Origin of the sequence: Streptomyces sp. NPDC002701, from assembly GCF_042889045.1 — a bacterium.
In the GTDB taxonomy this organism is placed as follows: domain Bacteria; phylum Actinomycetota; class Actinomycetes; order Streptomycetales; family Streptomycetaceae; genus Streptomyces.
Window position 1 is genome coordinate 152926 of the sequence record NZ_JBIAQL010000006.1, and the last position, 22079, is coordinate 175004.

The 22079-nt window shown below is 71.6% G+C and carries 24 protein-coding genes; 18 read left to right on the forward strand and 6 right to left on the reverse strand.

The annotated features are described in order from the left end of the window. Positions 1–69: 69 nt before the first annotated feature. A complete protein-coding gene (locus ACFYXC_RS19160) occupies positions 70–2748 on the reverse strand; it encodes a glycoside hydrolase family 97 catalytic domain-containing protein (protein WP_389553047.1) in 2679 nt (892 codons plus the stop codon). 274 nt (positions 2749–3022) lie between these two features. Between ACFYXC_RS19160 and cpt the strand changes: the two genes are divergently transcribed. After that, entirely contained in the window at positions 3023–3544 is a 522-nt protein-coding gene (gene cpt / locus ACFYXC_RS19165) for a chloramphenicol phosphotransferase CPT (protein ID WP_389553476.1), read from the forward strand. A gap of 259 nt (positions 3545–3803) precedes the next feature. On the opposite strand, the gene ACFYXC_RS19170 is transcribed toward cpt, so the two are convergent. Together ACFYXC_RS19170 and ACFYXC_RS19175 are read right to left on the reverse strand one after the other, a co-directional pair. Beyond that, positions 3804–4712: an endonuclease/exonuclease/phosphatase family protein gene (locus ACFYXC_RS19170; protein WP_389553478.1), complete on the reverse strand. Its 909-nt coding sequence runs from the start codon at positions 4710–4712 to the stop codon at positions 3804–3806. A 227-nt stretch (positions 4713–4939) separates the two neighbouring features. Continuing rightward, the gene (locus tag ACFYXC_RS19175) at positions 4940–5470 is read right to left on the reverse strand and encodes a D-alanyl-D-alanine carboxypeptidase family protein (protein ID WP_388909320.1); all 531 of its coding nucleotides are present in this window, start codon (positions 5468–5470) and stop codon (positions 4940–4942) included. A gap of 86 nt (positions 5471–5556) precedes the next feature. Here ACFYXC_RS19175 and ACFYXC_RS19180 point away from each other — a divergent pair, with 86 nt between their 5' ends. From ACFYXC_RS19180 to ACFYXC_RS19235, 12 genes are all read left to right on the forward strand, one after another. Continuing rightward, positions 5557–6309 carry a response regulator transcription factor gene (locus ACFYXC_RS19180; protein ID WP_388909323.1) on the forward strand — a complete coding sequence of 251 codons (753 nt, stop codon included), beginning with the start codon at positions 5557–5559 and terminating at the stop codon, positions 6307–6309. Continuing rightward, positions 6302–7417 carry a sensor histidine kinase gene (locus ACFYXC_RS19185; RefSeq protein ID WP_389553051.1) on the forward strand — a complete coding sequence of 372 codons (1116 nt, stop codon included), beginning with the start codon at positions 6302–6304 and terminating at the stop codon, positions 7415–7417. Before ACFYXC_RS19180 ends, ACFYXC_RS19185 begins: the two co-directional genes overlap by 8 nt. Positions 7418–7523: 106 nt before the next feature. Further along, positions 7524–7844: a gas vesicle protein gene (locus ACFYXC_RS19190; RefSeq protein WP_389553054.1), complete on the forward strand. Its 321-nt coding sequence runs from the start codon at positions 7524–7526 to the stop codon at positions 7842–7844. A gap of 40 nt (positions 7845–7884) precedes the next feature. After that, entirely contained in the window at positions 7885–8367 is a 483-nt protein-coding gene (gene gvpJ, locus ACFYXC_RS19195) for a gas vesicle protein GvpJ (protein ID WP_389553057.1), read from the forward strand. 18 nt (positions 8368–8385) lie between these two features. Next, positions 8386–9135, forward strand: a complete 750-nt coding sequence (locus tag ACFYXC_RS19200) for a GvpL/GvpF family gas vesicle protein (protein ID WP_389553480.1) — start codon at positions 8386–8388, stop codon at positions 9133–9135. Position 9136: 1 nt separating this feature from the next. Next, a complete protein-coding gene (locus tag ACFYXC_RS19205) occupies positions 9137–9391 on the forward strand; it encodes a gas vesicle protein GvpG (RefSeq protein WP_389553060.1) in 255 nt (84 codons plus the stop codon). 7 nt (positions 9392–9398) lie between these two features. Continuing rightward, entirely contained in the window at positions 9399–10319 is a 921-nt protein-coding gene (locus tag ACFYXC_RS19210) for a histone protein (protein WP_389553063.1), read from the forward strand. A 6-nt stretch (positions 10320–10325) separates the two neighbouring features. Next, positions 10326–11414: an SRPBCC family protein gene (locus tag ACFYXC_RS19215; RefSeq protein WP_389553065.1), complete on the forward strand. Its 1089-nt coding sequence runs from the start codon at positions 10326–10328 to the stop codon at positions 11412–11414. Further along, positions 11407–11730: a gas vesicle protein gene (locus ACFYXC_RS19220; protein WP_389553068.1), complete on the forward strand. Its 324-nt coding sequence runs from the start codon at positions 11407–11409 to the stop codon at positions 11728–11730. Before ACFYXC_RS19215 ends, ACFYXC_RS19220 begins: the two co-directional genes overlap by 8 nt. Positions 11731–11791: 61 nt before the next feature. Next, positions 11792–12604, forward strand: a complete 813-nt coding sequence (locus tag ACFYXC_RS19225) for a GvpL/GvpF family gas vesicle protein (protein ID WP_389553071.1) — start codon at positions 11792–11794, stop codon at positions 12602–12604. A 15-nt stretch (positions 12605–12619) separates the two neighbouring features. After that, positions 12620–12835, forward strand: coding sequence for a gas vesicle protein (locus ACFYXC_RS19230; RefSeq protein WP_389553482.1), 216 nt, complete (start codon positions 12620–12622; stop codon positions 12833–12835). After that, positions 12832–13110 carry a gas vesicle protein K gene (locus ACFYXC_RS19235; protein ID WP_389553072.1) on the forward strand — a complete coding sequence of 93 codons (279 nt, stop codon included), beginning with the start codon at positions 12832–12834 and terminating at the stop codon, positions 13108–13110. The genes ACFYXC_RS19230 and ACFYXC_RS19235 overlap by 4 nt, the downstream gene beginning before the upstream one ends. An 86-nt stretch (positions 13111–13196) precedes the next feature. Here ACFYXC_RS19235 and ACFYXC_RS19240 read toward each other — a convergent pair whose 3' ends face one another. The 3 genes from ACFYXC_RS19240 to ACFYXC_RS19250 form a co-directional block, all read right to left on the reverse strand. Beyond that, positions 13197–13721, reverse strand: coding sequence for a hypothetical protein (locus ACFYXC_RS19240; protein WP_389553075.1), 525 nt, complete (start codon positions 13719–13721; stop codon positions 13197–13199). Between the two features lie 89 nt (positions 13722–13810). Continuing rightward, positions 13811–14716, reverse strand: coding sequence for a hypothetical protein (locus ACFYXC_RS19245; protein ID WP_389553076.1), 906 nt, complete (start codon positions 14714–14716; stop codon positions 13811–13813). A 17-nt stretch (positions 14717–14733) separates the two neighbouring features. Beyond that, positions 14734–15120 carry a hypothetical protein gene (locus ACFYXC_RS19250; protein WP_388909337.1) on the reverse strand — a complete coding sequence of 129 codons (387 nt, stop codon included), beginning with the start codon at positions 15118–15120 and terminating at the stop codon, positions 14734–14736. 336 nt (positions 15121–15456) lie between these two features. Here ACFYXC_RS19250 and ACFYXC_RS19255 point away from each other — a divergent pair, with 336 nt between their 5' ends. The 5 genes from ACFYXC_RS19255 to ACFYXC_RS19275 all read left to right on the forward strand — a co-directional run bounded on the left by ACFYXC_RS19255 (position 15457) and on the right by ACFYXC_RS19275 (position 22077). Then, entirely contained in the window at positions 15457–18789 is a 3333-nt protein-coding gene (locus ACFYXC_RS19255) for a BTAD domain-containing putative transcriptional regulator (protein WP_389553078.1), read from the forward strand. Positions 18790–18869: 80 nt separating this feature from the next. Then, positions 18870–19529 (forward strand): M15 family metallopeptidase, encoded by a 660-nt coding sequence (locus ACFYXC_RS19260; protein WP_389553080.1) that lies wholly within the window; start codon positions 18870–18872, stop codon positions 19527–19529. Positions 19530–19604: 75 nt separating this feature from the next. After that, a complete protein-coding gene (locus ACFYXC_RS19265) occupies positions 19605–20369 on the forward strand; it encodes an RNA polymerase sigma factor (protein ID WP_389553082.1) in 765 nt (254 codons plus the stop codon). Beyond that, complete coding sequence (locus tag ACFYXC_RS19270; RefSeq protein WP_389553084.1) at positions 20357–21232, forward strand: NlpC/P60 family protein; 876 nt, start codon at positions 20357–20359, stop codon at positions 21230–21232. The genes ACFYXC_RS19265 and ACFYXC_RS19270 overlap by 13 nt, the downstream gene beginning before the upstream one ends. An 80-nt stretch (positions 21233–21312) precedes the next feature. Further along, positions 21313–22077 carry a peptidoglycan DD-metalloendopeptidase family protein gene (locus ACFYXC_RS19275; RefSeq protein ID WP_389553086.1) on the forward strand — a complete coding sequence of 255 codons (765 nt, stop codon included), beginning with the start codon at positions 21313–21315 and terminating at the stop codon, positions 22075–22077. Positions 22078–22079 lie beyond the last annotated feature (2 nt).

Below are 22079 nucleotides of genomic sequence, written 5' to 3' on the forward strand. Positions count from 1 at the left end.
GACCCGGCATGACCGCCCGGCCCGCGCGCGGCGGGCCGGGCACCGGAGGATCCGCTGACGCCGGCCGCGTCAGAGGTGCAGCCGGGCGTCCGCCCAGTCGGCGTGGTCCGAGTCGACCCCGTCTCCACCGTCCGTGACCCGGAGCGTCAGCCGTTGTACGCCGCGGACGTCGACGTCGATGCCCCGCGCGGCGTCGGCGGAGGTGAGTACCCCGGTGGACGCCAGCGACCGGCCGTCGCCGAGCACTTCGAAGGCGACGCTGCCCTTGCCGGCGACCTCGTCGTCGATCCCCACGACGGTGGTGAACCGCTGGTAGGAGCCGTTCAGTTCGACGACGACCTCACTCGCGGCGTGCACCCCGAGTCCCTTGTCGTAGGACTTGCCACGGAGGGTCAGCCGGCCACCGTCACCGGGGTCGCGTTCTCCGTTGGACCCGTCACGTTCGACCGGTCCCCAGCCGTTGCGCTCCTCCGCGAAGGGCAGACTGCTCACATGGTCGACGCCGGGCGGTGAGACGTACACGCGGGCCGTCCGCTCCACCCGCAGGGCGTCGGCACCCGGCCGGTCCGGTGCGCGGTACTGCGCGGTGACCGTCAGATCCCGGCCGCCGTCCGCGGCGCCGGGCGGCACCGTCACCTTCCAGCGCCCGGTGAGTTCGCCGCCCGTCTTTACCTCGGTGGCCCGCGGATCGTCCCCCTCCACCGACCAGCCCTCGGGCACGCCGAGGGACAACGAGACGTCCTCGGCCGGTCCGGCCTGTTCCACCGCGTACCGCGCGCTGACCTCGACCGTGGTGCCGGGGTCGGTCTCGATCCGGTCCGGCGTGACGGTCAGAGCGGTCAGCGGCAGCCGGGACACCTCACGGTCACAGGTGTCGCGGCCCGGCGCCTGACGGCACATCAGGGCGGCGAAGCCGCCGTGCTCGGCCGTGGGCACGCGCAGGGTGTCACGACGGGTCAGGACGTGCCGTTCGCGTACGAGCCCCGCGTCGCCGTCCCGCACCACCTCGACCAGCCACCGTCCACCGCCGAGGAAGTCCAGCGGCACGTCCTGGTGGCCGGCCGGCCCCGCGGTGACACTGCCGAGGAACCACCGGTCGCCGTGGCGCCGGGCGAACGTGGCCTCCTCACCGGGGCGGCCGGACACCAGCCGCGACTCGTCCCAGACGGTGGGCACCTGCTCCAGGAACCGCTCCAGCTCGGGACGGTCCCGGTAGGCCCGCACCGATCCGGCGAAGTTCTGGAAACCGGACTCGTACACCACGGACAGGGCCAGTTCCGCGGCGTCGGAAACGGTCCGCGTACCGAACTGGAACGCCATCGGGGTGTAGTCCATCGACCCGACGACGTTACGGGTGAACGGCAGGGCGGTGATGTTGGAGGCGGGGACGTTGCCCTGCTCGGCTCCGTAGACCGCCTCCAGTGTCATCACGTGCGGCCAGGTCCGCTGGATGCCCTTGGGCAGGGTCGCACCGTGGAAGTTGACGAGCAGTTCGTGCCGGGCCGTGTCCCGCAGCACGTCGTCGTACCAGCGGAAGCGCTCCTGGGCGTCGGAGTCCATGAAGTCGATCTTCAGCCCGGCCGCACCCCACTGCTTGACCCGGGGCAGGAACTCCGCGCGCTCCGCGGCGGTGTCCAGGTCGCTGTAGTGCACCCACAGGAGGATGTCGACGCCCCGCTCACGGGCGTACTCGATGAGCTGGGGCATCCACGTAACCGTCTTCCAGCCGTCGTCGACCAGGGAGTACGGCCAGCCGTGCGCCGCGGCGTAGTCGACGAAGCGCTGCTGCGCGGGGAGGCTGCGCTGCGCGCCCGCGAAGCCGTCGAGCCACGACCACGCCACCTTGCCGGGGCGGATCCACGAGGTGTCGCGGATACGGGAGGCCGGTGCCAGGTCGTCCACCAGCGTGGACTCGGTGACGGTGGCGAGGTCGCCGATCACCACGGTCCGCCACGGTGTGGCGAGCGGGCCGGGCGAGGTGACCTCGGGGTCGGCCAGCTCCACCGTGTAGCGTCCGCTGCCCTGTTCGTGGACGAGGTGGGCGCCGGCGTAGCGTCCGTCGACGTCGGACTCGGTGAGCAGGGCGTAGGTCCCGCCCACCTTGAAGAGCGAGGGATAGCCGTAGGTCCCGTCCGCGGCCTGGGACGCGGAAGTGGCGCTGAACACCCGTTCGTAGTTGGCGGTATAGGGCGCGAGCCATGCCTCGGCCGAGGCGGGGAGCTGGAAGGCGGACGCCTCGCGCAGCACGGTGATCCCGTCCCGGCCGGGCAGTACGTACCGGTAGGCGACACCGTCGTCCGCCACCCGCACGAGCAGGTCGAGACGTGCGCCGCCGGTGCCGCTGAAGGAGAACCGGCTCTCGGTCGCCTCGAAGGTACGGCGGAGCTGCTTACCGGTGGTCATGCTGTAGCGTTCGGCGACCTGCCGGGTGGTGCGGGAGATCAGCCGCAGTCCGGAGGTGAGGTCGGCGCTCTTCGTGACGAGGCCGACGGGGGCGGGCTCCAGCACGGTGGTGGCGCCCTTGTGGGCGGCCAGGGTCACCGTGCCCTGCGTGTCGTCCAGCCGGACGACGGCCGAGACGCCGTCGCGCCGGTGTCCGGGCTCGCCGACGGACCAGCTCTTGCCGGTGCGTTGGGCGGCGTGGACCTCGGCGCTGAGCGGGATGAGGGCCAGCAGCAGGGAACCGAGGGCGAGGAGAAGCGCGGTGCGGGGGAAAAGGTGACGCGAGCGGGGTGACGCTCTGAGCATCAGGGCCTCCATCCAGGGTCTGACATCGTTGTCATAGCTGGTGCTGTGAGAACCCTGCCCACCTCACGGCCCGTCAACCACGGTGGCCCCTCACGACCCCCTTCTCGCGGACGGCCCCACCACCGCGGCCGGCCGCACACGGATAGGGTCGGGCCATGACCGCTGAGTGGGCCGGCCGCAGGGGCGGGCGCTGTCCGCGGGGGCGGGCCGTGTGCGTCGAAACCCTTTTCACAGCGTGTTGCGGCGCCTCTACGCTGGCGTCGTGAAGACTGCGGTGATCGTTCTCAACGGTGGTTCCAGCTCGGGGAAGTCCGGGATCGCCAGGTGTCTGCAGGCGGTCCTGCCGGATCCCTGGCTGACCCTCGGCACCGACACGCTCGTGGACGCGATGCCCGCGTCCATGCAGGCGTCGGACGGCGGGATCGAGTTCGCTCCGGACGGAGAAGTGATCGTCGGGCCGGAGTTCCGCACCGTGGAGGCCGCATGGATCGAGGGGATCGCCGCGATGGCCCGTGCGGGCGCCCGTGTCGTCGTCGACGAGGTGTTCCTCGGTGGAGCGGACTCGCAGCAACGGTGGCAGAAGGCTCTGCGCGACCTGCGGGTGCTGTGGGTCGGCGTCCGGTGTGACGGTGCGGTCGCCGCGGGCCGCGAGGCCGCCCGGGGCGACCGGGTCGTCGGGATGGCCGCGTCCCAGGCCGAGATGGTCCACCGGGGCGTGGTCTATGACCTGGAGGTGGACACCACGCATGCCGAGCCGATGGAGTGCGCGCGGGCCATCGCCGCGCACGTCAGGTGACCGCCGGGGGCGACCGGCTGCCGCCCTGACCGCAGCGGCCCCTGCCCCTTCCGGCCGGGTCCGCGGACCTCGACGGGCTCCGCCACGGTGCCTGGACGCACGGATGCGATGTCGGCACACGTCCCACCCCACCCAAGTCCCGCACGGCGGACGGCAACCCGGAGAACCTTCGCGCGGTCACGGCACCGGCCACGCAGGTGTCGGGCACCGCCGCCCCGCGTGACGGCGGTGCGCGGGCGCGTATCGGCCGTGTGCCCGATCACCAGCTGAGACCGGCGGCCACCGGCAGATGGTCGCTGCCGGTGGCGGGCAGCACCCGCGCGCTCGCCGGCTCCACACCGCGGACCAGGATCTGGTCGATCCGCACCATGGGGAACGTCGCCGGCCAGGTGAAGCCGAAGCCGTCCCCGGCCGCCTCCTGGACCGAGCGCAGCCGCGAGGTGAGGTCCGCGAACGCACGGTCGTCCATGGTGCCGTTCAGGTCCCCGAGCAGCACCACCCGCTCGTTCCGCTCCGCGGCGACGGCCGTACCGAGCGCCCGCGCTCCTCTGTCCCGCGAGTCCGTCCAGAAGCCCGCCCTGGGATTCACCCGCGCGGACCCCAGGTGAGCCACGTACACCGCCAGCGGCCCCTGATCCGTGGCCACCGTGGCGCGCAGGGCCCGGTTGTCCGCCATCCTGACGTCGAGCGGCTTGGTGTCCGCCAGCGGTCCGTGGTCCATCGCGGTGTCGACCGGCCGGATGTCCGACAGCGGCAGCCTGCTCCACAGCCCGACCGTGCCCATCACCGTGTGGTACGGGTACTCCTTCGCCAGCTCCTTCTCGTACGTGCCCCGCGCCCTCTGGGTCAGCTCCTCCAGTGCCAGCACATCCGCGCCGGAGGCGGCCAGGTCACGGGCGGTGCCGGCCGGATCGGGATTGGCGGCGCCGACATTGTGGCCGGCCACGGTGAGGTCGCTGTCCGGGCGGGACTTGTCGTCGAGCAGCCCGCCGAAGAGGTTCAGCCACACCGTGACCGGCAGCAGCAGCGCGGCCACCGCGGCGGCGGAGCGGCGCCACAGGGCCCCGGCCAGCAGCACCGGGACGAACAGGCCGAACCACGGCAGGAAGGTCTCCACCAGGCTGCCGAGGTTCCCGATCCGATTCGGAATCTCCGCGTGCAGCAGCATGAGCAGGCCGAGCAGCAGCCCCAGCGCCGCGAGCACGGGGCCGCGCAGCCAGGGCTCCGGCCGGAAGCCGCGGCGAACCACCCGGCGGATGCCCGCGCGCCAGGTCACGGCGCCGGTGCCCCGGCGGTCGCCCGCGTGCCGGGTCCCCGGGTCGGCATCCCGGCGGTCGCCCCGTCCGGCCTCCGCCACGTCCACCCGTGCCCTCGTCTCTCCTCGCTCACCGCCGGTCACCGCTGCATCCTCGGGTCGTGGGTGGGGTCGGCGTACCTGCGCGGGCAGTCGGAGCGCCCGATGCCGACCGCGTCCGCCGACACGTGCGGGGACGGCGCCGCGGTCGCCACCCATCGGGCGGCCTCGTCCTGCGACCCGTACTCGGAGACCGCCTCGCGAAGAAGCCGGTTCTGGTAGGCAGGGGACCGCCGGCCGCTGGTGACGTAGAAGTGGACTCCGTCGTCCGCGGCGGCCGTCGCGGCCCGGCGCAGGGCATCGAGCAGAGCCGCATCGAGATGGGCCACGGCCGGAACGGCGTCGTCGAAGACCGTCACGCCGTCGGGGACTACCCCGTCGGCTTCGCCGAGCGCACCGAGATGCCCGCTGCGAAGAGCGTGCGACGGAGCCGCGGCCGAGGGCGGCGAGGACTTCGCCACCTGGTGACCGATGGCCGCGGTGATCACCGCCAAGACGACCAGCGGGCCGACGACGGGGAGGCGACGAAGCCGGCGGGTCGTCGTTCGTGCCGATGATGGGGTTCGCGTCATACCGCCAGTGAAGGCAGTGCGTTGTTGCCGGTACGTATCCGGTTTCCGATACGCCGACGATACGCGTCGGCTCGTAGCCTCAAGGCATGCGAGTGCTGATCGTCGAGGACGAGCCCTACCTGGCGGAAGCCATCCGCGATGGCCTGCGCCTCGAAGCCATCGCGGCGGACATCGCGGGTGACGGCGACACAGCTCTGGAGCTGCTGAGCGTCAACGCGTACGACATCGCCGTCCTCGACCGGGACGTTCCCGGGCCCACCGGTGACGAGATCGCCCGACGCATCGTCGTCTCCGGCAGCGGCATGCCGATCCTCATGCTCACCGCCGCCGACCGGCTCGACGACAAGGCCACCGGGTTCGAGCTCGGCGCCGACGACTACCTCACGAAGCCGTTCGACCTCCGGGAACTCGTGCTCAGACTCAGAGCACTCGACCGCAGGCGCGCCCACAGCAGGCCGCCCGTGCGGGAGATCGCAGGTCTGCGGCTGGATCCGTTCCGCCGCGAGGTCTACCGGGACGACCGTTACGTCCCGCTCACCCGCAAGCAGTTCGCCGTGCTCGAAGTTCTCGTCGCCGCCCAGGGCGGTGTCGTCAGCGCCGAAGGGCTGCTGGAACGCGCATGGGACGAGAACGCCGACCCGTTCACCAACGCCGTCCGCATCACCGTCTCGGCACTGCGCAAACGCCTCGGTGAACCCTGGGTCATCGCCACCGTGCCGGGCGTCGGCTACCGCATCGACGCGCGACCGGAAGCCGGACAGGGGGGAGACGAGAAGGACCAGAGGGACGAGAGGGACCAGAAGAAGGGCGCAGGGGACGGGGGAGGCAGGCGTGGATAGGACACGTGGGGTGAGCGTCCGCGTCAAACTCACCCTCAGCTACGCCGGGTTCCTCATGATCGCGGGCGTCCTGCTGCTCGCGGCGGTGTGGATGTTCCTCCTGCGCTACGTCCCCGACCGTGCGCTCATGATCCGCGACGCGGGTGACGCCCTCCCACACGGTGTCTTTCCCATCCGGTCCAACCTCCTGCACGTCTTCGCTCCGAGGGCGGCCGCAGTGCTCGCGTTCCTGCTGGCGTTCGGCCTCGTCGGAGGGTGGCTCCTGGCCGGCCGGATGCTCGCCCCGATGACGCGCATCACCGACGCCACCCGCCAGGCCACGACCGGATCACTCTCCCACCGCATCCGACTGCCGGGCCGCAAGGACGAGTTCCGTGAACTCGCCGACGCGTTCGACGCCATGCTGGCGCGGCTCGAAGCACACGTCGCCGAGCAGCGGAGATTCGCCGCCAACGCCTCGCACGAGCTGCGCACCCCGCTGGCGGTGTCGAAGGCCCTCCTCGACGTGGCCCGCACCGACCCGGACCACGACGCCGGTCAGGTCATCGACCGCCTCCACGCCGTCAACACCCGGGCCATCGACCTCACCGAGGCGCTCCTTCTGCTCAGCCGTGCCGAGCAGCGGTCCTTCACCCGGGCGGACGTCGACCTGTCCCTCCTGGCGGAGGAGGCCACGGAGACGCTCCTGCCCCTCGCGGAGAAGCATGGCGTCACCATCGAGACCTCCGGCGACATCACCCCCACGACCGGATCACACGCGCTCCTCCTGCAGCTGACCACGAACCTCGTACAGAACGCGATCGTCCACAACCTGCCCGAACACGGCATCGTGCGGGTGACCACCCGCGTCCGCCCCGACGGTGCCCTGCTCACGGTCGAGAACACCGGCGAGCACCTCTCCCCGCAGCTCGTCTCGACACTCACCGAACCGTTCCACCGCGGCACCGAACGCCTGCACACCGGCCATGCGGGCGTCGGCCTCGGCCTGGCGATCGTCAAGACCATCACCCACGCACACGACGGGACACTCACCCTCACTCCGCGCTCCGCCGGCGGACTCCGCGTCACCGTGGAACTACCCGCGACATCCGCGCACATCGACGGGTGAAGCCGCGAGGACGGTCAGGCGTGCTGCGTGCCCCGTCGGAGAGGGACCGGCACCCGACTGCCGCGCTCAAGATGCGACGCGCCGGATAGTCACCAGACTCGTGTGCATGGCAGAAGAGCGTCGGCCGCGCACCAGGAAATCCTCCGCGACGACCGCGCGCCGCACACCGGGCGTGCGGGGCGCGGAGCACGCCGCGCGCACGGCCCGCCAGAGCCTGGAGGGCCTGACCGGTCATCCCACGGAGGGCGTGTCGGCGGTGGGCCGTGAGGACGACGGCTGGTGTGTGGTCGTGGACGTCCTCGAACTGCCCCGGATTCCGGACACGACGAGCCTGCTCGCGTCGTACGAGGTACGGCTCGATCAGGACGGCGAGCTCATGGAGTACCGCAGGGTCCGCCGCTATCGGCGAGGGGCCGCCGACGAGTGAGCAGTGCCCCAGGTTTGCCCGACTACCGGAAGGACCCCTCATGCCTGCGACCACCTACTCCGACGAGGTCGTCGCGTGCCCACCGCGCGCAGGCACGTTGTACGACGTGCTCGAACTCATTCTTGACCGGGGCATGGTGATCGACGTGTTCGTCCGGGTGTCCTTGGTCGGCATCGAGATCCTCAAGGTGGACGCACGCATCGTCGTGGCGAGCGTGGACACGTACCTGCGGTTCGCGGAGGCGTGCAACCGGCTCGACCTGGAGCGCGACTCCGGCAGCACCACCATCCCCGAGCTGCTCGGCGGTGGTGTCGCCAAGTCCGTCGGCAAGCGCAAGGTGCGCAAGGCCGCGGAGAGCGTGGGCGACACCGTACGCAAGGCGGTCGGTGGCCGTGCCGACGACCCCGACGGCCCTGACGACCCCGACGAGTACGCATACGAGGAAGAGCAGCAGGAACGGCCGAGGAAGCGGCGCGCCCCGGCCCGGAGTGGTACGAGCCGACGACGCCCCGCGGAGGCGTGAGCCATGGCGGCCGGTGGTATGGCGCCCGAGGGCGTGTACGTCTACGCGATCATCCCTGCGGGGGAAGGACCTCCGGCTGACGCACAGGGCGTCGGCAGCCCGGCCGCGCCGCTGCGCGTGCTCCGGCACGGACGGGTCGCGGCTGTCGTCAGTGCGGCCCCCGCCAAGCTCCGCGCCAGACGGCGGGATCTGCTCGCGCACCAGAACGTGCTGCTGCGCCTGTCGGAAGAGGGCTCTGTGCTGCCGATGCGTTTCGGCACGGTGGCGACGGACGAGGAGACGGTGCTCGGCGAGTTGGCGGCACGCGAGGCCGGCCATCTGACCGCGCTGGAGTTCCTCTCCGGCAGGGTGGAGGTCAATCTCAAGGCGCTCCCGGCGCAGCACGCGCTGGCAGAGGTCGTCGCGCAGGACGGCACGGTCCGTCGGCTGCGGGACGAGGTGCGCCGACGGCCCGGTTACGAAGCCAGTGTCCGGCTCGGCCAGGCGGTGGTCGCCGCGCTGGAGAGCCGGGCGGCCGAAGCGGGTCGCCGGCTGCTGCGCGAACTGACGCCCAGGGCACGCGCGGTGACACCGGGTCCTGAGGTCCAGGGGTGTGTCCTGAACGCGTCGTTCCTCATCGACCGCGGCGACAGCGCGGCCTTCCACGCGGCGGCGGAGCGATTCGGCCGTGCCAACGGCGACCGTGTCGAGCTGAGGCTCTCGGGTCCGCTGCCCTGCTACAGCTTCGTCGCCGCCGCAGACGCTCCCGTCCAGGCCGCTGGAGTCTGAGATGGGACTGATCACCGGACTGCTCACCCTTCCCCTCGCGCCGGTCCGCGGCGTCGTCTGGGTGGCGGAGAAGCTCAATGACGCGGCCGAGCGTGAACTGCACGACCCCGCCGTCCTCCGTACTCAGCTGGCCGTGCTGAACCAGGAGTTCGAGGACGGGGACATCGGCCTGGCGGAGTTCGAACGAGAAGAGGAACGGCTGCTCGACCGGCTGCACGCCGCACGGGCCTGCCCCCTACCGAACGATCGAAGGTGACGGATTCATGGATGACAAGGACAAGGTGACCCTCGCGGCTGCCGTGGTGGGCGGCTATGTGCTGGGCCGCACCAAGAAGGGCCGCATGGCGCTGTCCGTCGCGACCTATCTGGCCGGCCGGCGGTTCGGCCTGGAACCCCGCCAGCTCGCCGCCGAGGGAATGCGCAGGCTGGGGGAGCTTCCGCAGGTTGCCGAGCTGCAGGAGCAGCTACGAGGGGAAGTGCTGGACGCGGGGCGCAAGGCGATGACCGCCGCCGCCGACCGGGGCATGAGCACGCTGGCCGGCGCTCTCAGCGACCGCACGGCCAGAATCAGTGACAGGGCGCTCGACGGGGAGCAGGACGAGCAGGAGGACGACGAGGAGTACGAGGAGGAGGAAGAGGCGGAAGGCGCATACGAGGACGAGGACGAGGACGAGCCGGAAGGCGCATACGCCTACGAGGACGCCTACGAGGACGAAGAAGAGGAGCCGGAGCAGGACGAGCCGGAGGAAGAGGAGCCGGAGGAAGAGGAGCCCGAGCCGAGGCACCAGCGGCGCCGGTCCCGTGAGGCACCCGCGTCGGCGGCGGACGAGAAGGCCGCTCCCGCTCCGGGAGCGAAGCGAGCGGCACAGAAGACCGCGACGCGCGGAACCGCTCCTGCGAAGAAGGCGGCGACGAAGAAGTCCGCGCCCGGCAAGAAGTCCGCGCCCGGCAGGACAGCGGCGAGGAAGACGGCGGCCGGGAAGCAGGCGGCGGAGAAGTCTGCGGCGAAGAGGTCCGCGCCCGCCAAGAAGACGGCTCCGGGCAAGAAGACGGCCGCCGCCAAGAAGACGGCTCCGGCCAAGAAGACCGCGGCCAAGAAAACGGCTCCCGCCAAGAAGACCGCGGCCAAGAAAACCGCGTCGTCGAAGCGAGCAGCGTCCAAGCGTGCCGATCGTCGGAGGTAGGCAGTCATGGCCAAGACGGACAACGACCGGTCCGCGGAGGGGACGTCGGGTCTCGACCAGCTCCGGGAAGAGCTGCCCAAGTTCCTCTCGGCGCAGGTGGAGCGTCTCGCCGAGAAGGCGGGCGGCAAACTGACCGACGTCACCGGGTCGCTCACGGACGCCGCCCAGAACGGTGGCTCCCTGCCCGCGATCGGCTCCCGCATCATCCAGGGCGACTCACCCGTGAAGGCTTTCGTCTCGGAGAAGGCCAAGGGAGTCAAGGACAGCGTTGTGGGAAAGGCCAAGGAAGCCTTCGGCGGGGGCAAGGGCAAACGCAAGGCCAGCGGCGGCAAGGTCATGAACATCGTCGAGGTTCTCGATGTGGGGGTTCCCCTGCGCGATGCCTACGACCATTGGACGCAGTACGACCAGTTCAGCAGTTTCGCGAAGGGTGTGCGCGACGTCTCGAAGAGCGATGAGGTCGAAAGCGACTGGAAGGTCAAGGTCGGCCCTTCGACGCGCAGTTTCAAGGCGACGGTCCAGGAACAGATTCCTGACGACCGGATCGTCTGGACCTCCGAAGGGGCCAAGGGCACCACCCGCGGCGCCGTCAGCTTTCATGAGCTGGCCCCCACCCTGACGCGCATCGTGCTGGTCGTGGAGTACTACCCGTCCGGTTTCTTCGAGAAGACGGGAAATCTCTGGCGGGCCCAAGGACGCCGTATGCGTCTCGACTTCAAGAATTTCCAGCGGTACGTCACCCTCAGCAACGAAGAGCCGGAGGGGTGGCGCGGGGAGATCCGTGACGGCGAAGTCGTCGTCTCCCACGAGGACGCCGTGGAAGAGGAGGAGGCCGAGCAGGAGGAACAAGGGGACGAGGAGGGCTACGAGGACGAGGCCGAGGACGGTACGGAGGAAGGGGCCGACTCCGCGTACGAGGACGAAGAAGCGGCGGAGGACGAAGAGGGCGAAGCCGAAGGCGGCTACGAGGACGAGGACGAGGCCGAGGACGCCTACGAATACGAGGATGAGGACGACGAGGACGAGGGAGAGGAAGAGGAAGAGGAAGAGGAGACCCCGAGGAAGCGGAGAGGACAGAGGCGACGCCGTGACTGACGTCGACTTCCGGCAAGGTTCCTACCCCGTGTCCGGTCCGCAGACCACCAACCTCGCCGACATCCTCGAACGCGTGCTGGACAAAGGCATCGTGATCGCCGGGGACATCAAGATTGAGCTCCTCGACATCGAACTGCTCACCATTCGGCTCCGCTTGTTCGTGGCGTCGGTGGACACCGCGAAGAAGGCGGGAATCGACTGGTGGGAGAACGATCCGGCCCTCAGTTCCCGTGCCGCACGCAATGCGCTGCAGGAGGAGAACCGCGCACTGCGAGAGCGGCTGGAGGAGCTCGAACCCAGTACGGCGGAGAAGTGACTTCGGCAGCGGTCCGGCGGCTCGGCCCGACGTCAGCGAGGAACAAGGAGAACCGAGGTACATGACGGAACACGGCCCTGGGACTTCGGACGCCGACACCCTCTACGTGTTCGCCGTCTGCCGGAATCCGGACCTGTCGGACGTCGTCGGCCTGCCCGGCGTCACCGACGACTCACCCGTGAGCCCACTGTCCCTCGGGACCCTGACGGCGATCGTCCAGACCGTCCGGGCGAGCGACTTCACCGACGAAGCCTGGCAGGCACGCCTGTCCGACCAGCGGGAGCTGGAACGGTACGCGCGAGCCCACCACGACGTCGTCTCCGCGCTCGCGGCCCGCTGCCCCACGGTTCCCTTGCCGATGGCGACCCTCTACCACGGCGCACAGAGGGCGCGGGACGCGCTGGCCGAGGAGGAGGACCGGTTCCACGCCGCGCTCGCGCGCATCGCCCACCACGCCGAATGGGGCGTGAAGGTCTACGCGTCGCCCGGTCCGCGGGACGACGGGGACCGGCCGCCGGCCCGGCAGGTCGCGTCCGCCGACCGGTCCCGGCCGGCGCCCGGAGCCGGCCTCGCCTATCTGAACCGCAGGCGAGGCGTTCAGGAGCGCCGAGAGCGGAGCCAGCACGAGGCCCTGCGGACGGCGGAGGCGGTGGACACCGAGGTCCGGGGTCTCGCCACGGCTTCCCGCAGACTGCGGGTACACCCCCAGCCCCCCGGAGAGCGCCGGGTCCAGCTCCTGAACGCGACCTATCTCGTGGCGGAACACCGCGCCGAGGAACTCGCCGTGCTCACCCGGACCCTGCGGGACCGCACCGGAGCGCAGATCGAACTGTCCGGACCGTGGGTGCCCTACTCGTTCGTCGGCGAGGTGTAGGGCGTGACGCACGAGATGGTGCCGTGGGACGACGCGAGGCCACTGAGCGGGCCCGTCGGGGTGCCCCTCGTCGATCTGCTGGACCGTGTCCTTGCGACCGGCGTGGTGATCAGCGGCGATCTGGTCATCGCCATCGCGGACGTTCCCCTGGTACGCCTGTCGCTGCACGCCCTGCTGTCCTCGGTCAACGAACGCGTTCCGGCCCCCTGGGCGGACGGCGGCCCCCTGTGACCGGCTCCCGGATCGACCTGGACTCCGAGAAGATGGGACGCGACCTCGTCGCCCTGGTCCTCACGGTGGTCGAGCTCCTGAGACAGCTGATGGAACGCCAGGCGATCCGCCGTATCGAGCAGGGCGACCTCAGCGACGAGCAGACCGACGAGATCGGCACCACGCTGATGCTGCTCGACCAGCGGATGACGGAACTCTGCGAACAGCACGGAGTGCGTCCGGAGGACCTCAACCTCGACCTGGGCCCACTCGGGACGCTCCTGCCGCGGGACTGAGGCCCGGTGGTGCGAGAGCGCACTCCTTCGTCAGGAGCGTGCACCCCTGCGCCGGGAGCAGGTACCCCCGCATCAGGAGCCCGCTCTTACATCGGGTCCTCCGTGCAGGAGTGCACCCAGCGGTGTGCGGAGATGTTGTTGTGCATCTTCTCGCCGCCGCCCGCCCCGTTCGCCGGGAACTCGTACTGGTAGAGGTGCCCGTCGGCCCAGCCGTTCTGGAGACAGGCCCGCGCGCCGTCCCATCCGCCGGCGTCGTTCGCGTCGTCCCAGTACACGAGGACGTCCTCGTAGGCTCCCGGGAAGCCGCGGTTCGCCAGCGAGTTCGCCAGGTTGCGCATGTTGCCGTGCGGGGCACAGCTGCTCCAGTCGGCGTCGTCGCCGGCCCAGGCACAGTGACCACCGGCGAAGCCGACGTACTGGTACGCGTACAGGTTGCCGTCCGCCGGGAACAACGGTGCGGCCGCGCCCGCGGTCCCCCGGCTGTCGGCCGCGTCCGCCGCCTGCGCCGCACCGGGAACCACGAACGCGGTGAGTCCGGCCAGTGCGACCGCCGCCAGCGCCACCCGCGGTCCTGTGCCGCGTACCGCGGGGATCCGTGCCGTCTTCCTCATGGTCATCCTTCTCTCGCTCTCGTCTCCGCTGCTGTCTCTGTCTCTGCACATCGCTTCCGCTCGTGCTCCTGCTGCCTGTCTCCCTGTCCTCAGTCGGTGATCACCCGCGCGCGGGGAAGCGCCCCGCGCGCCAGCCGGTCCCGCTCCCGGAACACCTCCGCGTGTTCGGCTCGGAGGGCGTCGCCGTACCGGCGGCTGAGCCGGGCGGCGGTGCCGGTCAGGCCGCTGCTCGCCGCGCACTTCGTCTCGGCGAGCGCCGTGCGCCGCTCCTCCGCCCACGAGGTCCCCGACGAGCCGTCCAGGAACCGGGCGCGGGCCGCCGCCGGGTCCGGATAGGCCAGCCCCCGCCCCCGCATACAGGCGGACCACCGGTCTACGGCCCGCGCGTAGGCGGGATCGGCGACCACCTTCGTCTGCCGGGTGATGGACAGGGCCTGGGTGATCGCCTCGGCCCGGAACCAGGCCGCCAGGTCCCCGTAGAGCTCGTCCTCCGCCCGTGCGGTGCACCCCTCGTCGCTGCGGCTCACCTGGCGTCCGGTCGGCAGCTTCACCGACAGCGCGTTCGGCGTGCGCCCGTGCAGCGCGTCCATGGCCTCGGCGCGCCGCCCGGCGTCGAGCGACCGGGCGTAACGCCGGTTGGGGTCGGACGCCCGGAGCTTCACCGCCCGCCGTTGGAGGTCGCTGCCGTACCCGTGCCGTCCTGCCCATCCGGCGTCGTCCAGCCCGTAGGGGAAGTCCCGGTGTTCCGGGACGGGACGCTCGGGGACCTTCGCGAGGCTGAAGCCGTGCCGGCGCATGCACTGTTGGACGAGTGTCTGTTCCGCGTCGTACAGCAGGGACCGTTCCGCCGAGGTGAGGGCCGCCGTGGCGGAGGGCGAGGGCGAGGGCGGCGTCGGGCCGACAGGGCCGGGATCCGAAGCGCCGCCCGCCGAACAGCCGGTCACGGTGGCGACGAGGACGGCCACCATCGCCACTGTCGTACGGGCGTACGCCATCCGCCGGGGGTTCCTGTTCAGGCGCAGTCCTCGATGTTCTGCGAGACACCGGGGATCGGCTCCCAGTTGTTGCCCGTGCTGATGTAGACCGCGCTGATCCAGCCGCGCGGGCCGCCGGCATCCACCTGGACCCACCAGTTGTTGGCGTAGGGGCCGTCGACCACGTTGTCGCCCTTGAGCTGGCAGTGCGCGTCCACGGTCATCTGGCTGATCTTGATGCGGTCGTAGTGCGGGCAGGAGAGGGATCCGCAGCTGCGCATGTTGACGTTGGTCGCCCACACATAGACCTCGGTCGTGTTGCTCGCGGCCTGCGCGGGAGCGGCGCCGAGGAGGGACATCGCGGCGCCGCCGACGGCTGCCGCCGCAACGGCCGTACGACGCAGACGGCTGGTTCGCTGGGACATGGGGTTCCTCCGGAGTGCGCGTTCGGTGGTCCCCGCCGGTGAGCGGGTTCGGCAAGGTGACGGGCCGTCCGGCCGCGGCGTATGAGTGTTGAAAAAACGAAATTCGTACGCGCCGACGCTCATACGGGTCGGCCGCCCGTTCCGTCTCCCCAGCGGCCCCCGCACACACCGGGGACGGCAGAGAGGAGAACCGGCCACCACACACCCGTTTTGGTCATTGTTCGACGTCAGGGGATCACCACATAGCGGGACGGTGATCCTTTCTCCGGCATGCCACGGGACTCCCCGCGGGTAGGGTCCGTCAGGAGGACCAGGTACGCGAATCGGGGGACGGCGATGGACGTGCGCCTTCTGGGGCCGGTCGAGGTGTGGGACGCAGGCCGGAGAGTCCCGCTGAACGGTGCCAGACCGACGGCGATCCTGGCGGCTCTGGTCGTCCACCTGGGCGAGGTGATCTCCGTGGACCGGCTGGTGGACCTGGTCTGGGAGGAGCAGCCCCCGGCGACCGCCCGGGCGTTGGTCGCCACGCATGTGTCCGGGCTGCGCCGCGCGCTGGCGGCGGCCGGTGCCGGGGAGGTGATCCAGACCCGTTCTCCCGGCTATCTGGCCGAACTGCCTCCCTCCGGCGTCGACGCCCGCCGTTTCGAGGAGGCGCTGGCCCTGGGCAGGCGGATGACCTCGCAGGGACGAGCCGCCGAGGCCGCCGAGGTGCTGCGGGACGCGACCGCGCTGTGGGGCGGACGGGAGGCGCTCGAAGGGGTCAAGCAGTCCTTCGCCCGGATGGAGGCGGCGCGGCTGGCGGAGCTGCGGCTGACGGCGCAGGAGGAGCGGTTCGCCGCCGAACTGGCCCTCGGCTGCCGGGCGGAACTGGTGGCCGAGCTGCTCGCGCACGTGGCCGCCGAACCGTTGCGCGAACGGCCGCGCGGGCAGCTCATGACCGCGTTGTTCCGGACCGGCCGGGTGCCGGACGGGCTGCGGGTCTACGAGGAGGGACGCGAACTGTTCCGGGCGGAACTGGGCATCGACCCCGGTCCGGAGCTGCGTGCCCTGCACCAGGCCCTGTTGCGCGCGGACACCGGCGTGCTGGGCGCCGAGGTCAGCGCTTCCTCCGTAACCCTCGGTTCCGGTCCGACCCTGACCGGCAACGGCAACGGCAGCAGCGGCGGGGGCAGTGTCAACGGCAGCGGCTCAGGCACGGGTTCCGGCTTCGGCACGGGCACGGGCTCCGGCTCTGGTTCGGGCCCTGGCTCTGGCTCTGGCTTCGTGGAGTCGTCGACGGACGGCGACACCTCCGCCGGGCCGACGGCGCTCACCCGCAGCGTGGAGCGTCCGCGGCAGGAATCCGACCGCACCGGACGGCCCGCGCCCTCCCATCTGCCGCCGGACGTCGCGGACTTCGTCGGCCGCACCGAGCAGATCGCCTGGGCCACGGCCCTGCTGGACGGCGTCCAGGACGGACACCGCACCGCCCCGCCCATCGGGGTGATCTCCGGGCGCTCCGGGGTGGGCAAGACCGCGCTCGCCGTGCACGTCGGCCACCGCGCGGCCGCCCACTTCCCGGACGGCCAGCTCTTCCTGGACCTGCGGGCCTCCGACTCCGCGCCGCTGCCGACCGCCGACGCGCTGGCCCGGCTGCTGCGCGCGCTCGGCACCGATCCCGAGGAACTGTCCGGTGACGAGGACGACCTCGTCGGCCTCTACCGCACCCACATGGCCCACCGGAAGGTCCTCCTCGTCCTCGACAACGCCGTGGGAGAGGCACATCTGCGGCCGCTGCTGCCGTCGGGCAGCGGCTCCGCCGTACTGATCACCAGCCGCCGGCGCCTGGTCGCCCTGGAGGGCGCGAGCCGTCTCGAACTGTCCGCGCCCTCCGTGACGGAGGCACGGGACCTCCTCGCCCGCGTCGCCGGTGGCGGGCGGGCGGACGCGGAGCCCGCCCACGCCGCCGAGATCGTCGCCCTGTGCGGGCAACTGCCCCTCGCCGTGCGCATCGCCGGCGCCCGCCTCGCCGCCCGGCCGCACTGGACACCGGCCCGCCTCGCCGCCCGGCTCCGCGACGAACACCGGCGACTGGACGAGCTCCAGGCCGGCGACCTGGAGGTACGCGCCAGCCTGGGGCTCGGCTACGCCGACCTCGACGAACAGGAGCGGCGGGCACTGCGCCGGCTGGCCCTGATGGACCTGCCCGACTTCCCCGCCTGGATCGCGGCGCCCCTGCTCGACATCACGGTCGACGAGGCGGAGGAGTCGGTGGAGCGGCTGGTGGACTGCCACTTCATCGACGTGACCGGCGCCGACGAGACCGGCCGGATCCGCTACCGGATCCACGACCTAGCGCGGGAACACGCCCGGGAGCGCTGCCTGTCCGAGGAGAGCGCCGAGGACCGCAACGCCGCCGTGCTGAGGCTGGCGGGCCGCTGGCTGTCGATGGCCAAGGTCGCCGCCTCCCGGGGGCCGGGCGAGGCGTCGAGGCTGCTGGCCGTCGCCCGGGACGCCGGGCCGCTCGACCCGCACCTGCGCGAGGAACTGCTCGCCCGGCCCGCCGCCTGGTTCGCGGCGGAGCAGCCCTGCCTCCTCGCCGCCGTCAAGCACTGTGCCGACCACGGGCTGTCCCGCACGGCCCGCGACCTGGCCGCCGCCCTGGTGGCCAGTTCGGCGGCCCAGTACAACCAGTTCGACGCGTGGTCCCGCTCGCACACCGTGGCCCTGGACGCCGTGCGCGGCACCGAGGACGTCGAGGGACAGGCATGGCTCCTGCACGGCCTGGGCGAACTGCGCCTGCAGCAGGACCGCTTCGAGGAGGCGCACGCCTTCTTCGCCGAGGCGCTGGCCCTCTTCGAACGGACCGGAGTGACCCGGGGCGTCGCGGGCGCGCTGGCCGGCCTGGGCTCGGCCTGCCGCGAACAGGCCCGCTTCGACGAAGCCCTGGAACTGATGGAGGGCCGCGCCCTTCCGCTGTACCGGGAACTGGAGGACGGCACGGGCGAGGCGTATCAGCGCTACGGAATCGGCAGTGTGCACCGCGACCGGGGCCGGTACGAGGACGCCACGCGCGAGTTGTCCCGGGCGCACCGGCTCTTCGCGGCGGCCGGCAACCGGCACGGCGAGGCGCTCGCGCTCCGCGGACTGGCGCTGTGCCACCGGGCCAGGGGTGAACTGACCGAAGCGGAGCAGCTCCTGGGCCGCGCGCTGGAGCTCTTCGAGGAGACCGCGGACGCCTTCGGCGCGATGTACGCCGGACAGTCGCTGGCGAAGGTCCACATCCGGCAGGGACGGTTGCCGGAGGCGTACGAGCGGCTCCAGGAGTGTCTGGAGACCACCCGCGAGCGACAGGACCGCTTCGGCCAGGCCCTGGTGCTCAGGACGCTGGGGGAGTGCCGGCTGGCCGCCGGTGCCTGGGACGCCGCAGCCGAGTACCTGCACGCGGCCCTGTTGCTGTGGGACGAGCTCGCACTGCCGCTGTGGCGGGCCCGGACACTGCGCGACCTGGGCGACACCGCGGCGGGACGGGGCGAACAGGACACGGCACGCGCCCTGCGGGCGGAAGCACTGGAGATCTTCCGCGCGCTCGGCAGCCGTGAAGTGGACGAGGCCGGGGCGGACGGACCCACCGAGGCGGGCGAGGGCGCGAAGGCGAGCGGCAACACAGAGGTGCCCGAGAACGCGTGACAGCACGCAACCGCTGCTCTGCAGACGGTCCTGCAGAGGATCTGCAGCGGTTCTGCAGAGCCCTCGCCCACGCTTGAGGCGTGACAGAGATCATCCTCCTTTCGGACCAGCGGGTCGCCGCCACCCCGGTCGCCGAGAACGGCGAGCCGCTGGTCGACGCCCGCGAGGCCGGCGCGTTGCGCGTGGACCCGCGTCAGGCCGACGGGGACGGCTCCTACGCGCACGTCCGGGCGGACGTGCTGCGCCGGCTCCTGCTCGCCCAGCGCGCGCTGCCCGACGGCGTCCGTCTGCTGATGGTGGAGGGCTTCCGCCCTCCGCGACTGCAGAGCACGTACTTCGACAGCTACGCCGACGAGATGCGCCTGGCCAACACCGGCGCGTCCGAGGACCGGATACGTGAACTGACGAGCGCGTACATCTCGCCGCCGGAGGTCGCTCCGCACGTCAGCGGTGGCGCGGTCGACCTGACCCTGTGCACCGACGACGGCGTCGAACTGTCCCTGGGGACCGAGGTCAACGCCACTCCGGAGGAGAGCGACGGAGGCTGCCGCACGGCTGCCGTCAACATCAGCGCCGAGTCCCGGACCAACCGGCGGCTGATGGGTGACGCGATGACGGCCGCGGGCTTCGTCAACTACCCGACGGAGTGGTGGCACTGGTCCTACGGGGACCGCTACTGGGCGCTCCTGACCCGGGCGCCGGCCGCCAGGTACGGGCCCGTCGCCCGGCACATCCTGTAACGGCGCGTGGGCATCCCGACCGCCGTGCCCACCGCCACACGCCGTTCGACCCATCCGCTCGACCCGGGGGAAAACGTGACAAGCACCTGCGCCGCGATGACGTCGTCGATGCCCGAGAGCGTGCGCCGCAAACAGACCGCTGCCGAGACCACGACCGACACCACGGCCGAGAAGGCCGAGGCCGCCGCCGACCACATGACCGCCGCGGAGTTCGACGAGGCGTTCACCGCCGCCATGCCGAGGCTGCGCAACCGGCTGCTGGCGATGACGGGCAACCCGCACGACGCCGACGACCTCCTGCAGGAGACGTACCTGCGGCTGTCCCGCCGGGCCCACGCCCGCGTGCTGGCCCGCCAGGACCATCCGTACGCCTACACCTGCGCGGCCGCGCTGAACCTGCTGCGCGACTCCTGGCTGCGCCCGTCCCGCCGGGAGCACTGCACCGACCGGATGCCCGAGCAGAGCTGGGACGGCGGCTTCGCGGCCCGGGAGGCCGCGGTGGTCACCCTCGCACTGCTGCGCGGTCTGTCGCCCAAGGAGGCGGCCGCGGTGATCCTCGTGGACATCGAAGGACTGAGCCACGACCTGGCCGGCGAGCGGCTCGGTGCCCACCGCGGAACCGTGCAGCGCAACCGGATGCGCGGTCTCGCCAAGATCCGTGCGGCGATCGACGCATACGAGACGCCCTCCGGACCCGTCTCCATGACGAAGGACGACGGGCCGGCGCACCACACGCCGACGGGGTCCGGGACGACCGACCGCCATCCTGTCGGCCGAGCAGTCCAGCACGAGCGCACGAACCACGACCGAACCCAGGGGGACACCACATGCGCCGCATGAACCGCAGGCTGGCGACGACCGCCGGCATGCTGCTCGCCGCCTCGATCTGTTGTGCCGGAACGGCGACGGCCCACTCGCCACGGCCGACCGGGGCACCGGCCGCGGCCGCCGACTGCCGTGCCCTGGCGAGCGCCTCCGCCCAGGCGCAGGCCGTCGTCGACGCCGCCTGCTCGCAGATCGGCGTGCCGTACTCCTGGGGCGGGGGCTCCATCAACGGCCCGACGTACGGACAGGACTACCCCGGCGGCGGGCCCGGCGCGCACGACAGCCAGGTGAGGGGATTCGACTGCTCGCACCTGGTGCAGTACGCGGCATGGCAGGGCGCCGGCATCGCGCTGCCCGAGGGCACCTGGAACCAGGCGAAGTGGAGCGGAGCCACCGCCCGCTTCACCCGCGGCCAGGGCCTGGCCCCGCTCCAGCCCGGTGACCTGGTGATGTGGGGCTCGGACCCCGCCAACCTCTCCAGCGTCCACCACATCGCCGTCTACCTCGGCGGCGGCAAGATGGTCGAGGCCCGCGAGTCGGGAACCACCGTGATGGTGAGCGACGTACGGCTCAACGCCCAGTACGCCGGAGCACTGCGCATCACCGGTGGCGAACAACCGCCCGCGAACACCAAGCGGTTCATGTCCTGGGGCACGGACGTCGCGCTGCGCGAGGAACCCAGCACCAGCAGCCGACTCGTGACTCGGCTGCCGGGCCCCACCGCGCTCGACGTGCTGTGCCAGGTACACGCGGAGATGGTCAACGCCGAGGGCTACAGCAACGACGCCTGGTCCTACCTTCCCCGGTACGACGCCTGGATCTCCAACATCTTCATCTCCGACCCCGCAGCCTGGCTGCCCGGCGTCCCCACCTGCTGACCACCGGTCGCCGGTCGTCACGCACACCTGACTCACCCCCACCTCACACCCACGCACCATCGCACGGAGGAGAATCCGTCATGCGCGCACTCAAGCGCACCCGCTCCATCGGCCTGCTCGCCGCCACCATCGTCGCGACGGGTCTGGTCCCGCTCGCGGCCGGGTCCGCGCAGGCCGCGCCCGCCGGTTACGCGGGGTCCTGCCCGACCGCGGGCCAGGTGACCCAGTGGTGGTCGTCGTCCGGTCACGACGGCGTCGACATCGCCAACGCCATCGGCACCCCGATCTACGCGGCCGGTCCCGGCGAGGTCATCGCCGCCGGTCCCGCCAACGGTTACGGCCTGTGGATCCGTATCCGGCACGACGACGGCACCGTGACCGAGTACGGCCACATGGACACGGTCGGGGTGTCGACGGGCCAGCGCGTGAACAGCGGACAGCAGATCGCCACCATGGGCAACAGGGGCCAGTCCACCGGCCCGCACCTGCACTTCGAGGTGCAGTCCTCCACCGCGGGCGGCCGCGGCATCAATCCCGTCCCGTACCTGGCGGAGCGGGGCGTGAGCCTGCCGTGCACCCCCGGCTCCGGCACTCCCGGCACCAACTTCACCACCTGGGGCACCTCCGTCAACGTCCGCACCGACGCCCGGCTGAACGCGGCCGTCGTCCGCACCCTCACCGGGCCCACCCGGGTGTACGTGGAGTGCCAGAAGCGCGGTGACACGGTCAACGCCGAGGGCTACAGCAACAACGCCTGGTCCTACGTCCCGGCGCTCGGCGGCTACATCACCAACATCTACATCGACCACCCGGACGCCTGGCTGCCGGGGGTCCGTGAGTGCTGACC

Excerpts from the sequence above, each read along its gene's own strand:
- ACFYXC_RS19160 (WP_389553047.1), bottom strand. The coding sequence starts at position 2,748 with ATGCTCAGAGCGTCACCCCGCTCGCGTCACCTTTTCCCCCGCACCGCG.
- ACFYXC_RS19170 (WP_389553478.1), bottom strand. The coding sequence starts at position 4,712 with ATGCTGCTGCACGCGGAGATTCCGAATCGGATCGGGAACCTCGGCAGC.
- ACFYXC_RS19175 (WP_388909320.1), bottom strand. The coding sequence starts at position 5,470 with ATGACGCGAACCCCATCATCGGCACGAACGACGACCCGCCGGCTTCGT.
- ACFYXC_RS19180 (WP_388909323.1), top strand. The coding sequence starts at position 5,557 with ATGCGAGTGCTGATCGTCGAGGACGAGCCCTACCTGGCGGAAGCCATC.
- ACFYXC_RS19190 (WP_389553054.1), top strand. The coding sequence starts at position 7,524 with ATGGCAGAAGAGCGTCGGCCGCGCACCAGGAAATCCTCCGCGACGACC.
- gvpJ (WP_389553057.1), top strand. The coding sequence starts at position 7,885 with ATGCCTGCGACCACCTACTCCGACGAGGTCGTCGCGTGCCCACCGCGC.
- ACFYXC_RS19200 (WP_389553480.1), top strand. The coding sequence starts at position 8,386 with ATGGCGCCCGAGGGCGTGTACGTCTACGCGATCATCCCTGCGGGGGAA.
- ACFYXC_RS19205 (WP_389553060.1), top strand. The coding sequence starts at position 9,137 with ATGGGACTGATCACCGGACTGCTCACCCTTCCCCTCGCGCCGGTCCGC.
- ACFYXC_RS19210 (WP_389553063.1), top strand. The coding sequence starts at position 9,399 with ATGGATGACAAGGACAAGGTGACCCTCGCGGCTGCCGTGGTGGGCGGC.
- ACFYXC_RS19215 (WP_389553065.1), top strand. The coding sequence starts at position 10,326 with ATGGCCAAGACGGACAACGACCGGTCCGCGGAGGGGACGTCGGGTCTC.
- ACFYXC_RS19225 (WP_389553071.1), top strand. The coding sequence starts at position 11,792 with ATGACGGAACACGGCCCTGGGACTTCGGACGCCGACACCCTCTACGTG.
- ACFYXC_RS19230 (WP_389553482.1), top strand. The coding sequence starts at position 12,620 with ATGGTGCCGTGGGACGACGCGAGGCCACTGAGCGGGCCCGTCGGGGTG.
- ACFYXC_RS19240 (WP_389553075.1), bottom strand. The coding sequence starts at position 13,721 with ATGAGGAAGACGGCACGGATCCCCGCGGTACGCGGCACAGGACCGCGG.
- ACFYXC_RS19245 (WP_389553076.1), bottom strand. The coding sequence starts at position 14,716 with ATGGCGTACGCCCGTACGACAGTGGCGATGGTGGCCGTCCTCGTCGCC.
- ACFYXC_RS19250 (WP_388909337.1), bottom strand. The coding sequence starts at position 15,120 with ATGTCCCAGCGAACCAGCCGTCTGCGTCGTACGGCCGTTGCGGCGGCA.
- ACFYXC_RS19255 (WP_389553078.1), top strand. The coding sequence starts at position 15,457 with ATGGACGTGCGCCTTCTGGGGCCGGTCGAGGTGTGGGACGCAGGCCGG.
- ACFYXC_RS19270 (WP_389553084.1), top strand. The coding sequence starts at position 20,357 with ATGCGCCGCATGAACCGCAGGCTGGCGACGACCGCCGGCATGCTGCTC.
- ACFYXC_RS19275 (WP_389553086.1), top strand. The coding sequence starts at position 21,313 with ATGCGCGCACTCAAGCGCACCCGCTCCATCGGCCTGCTCGCCGCCACC.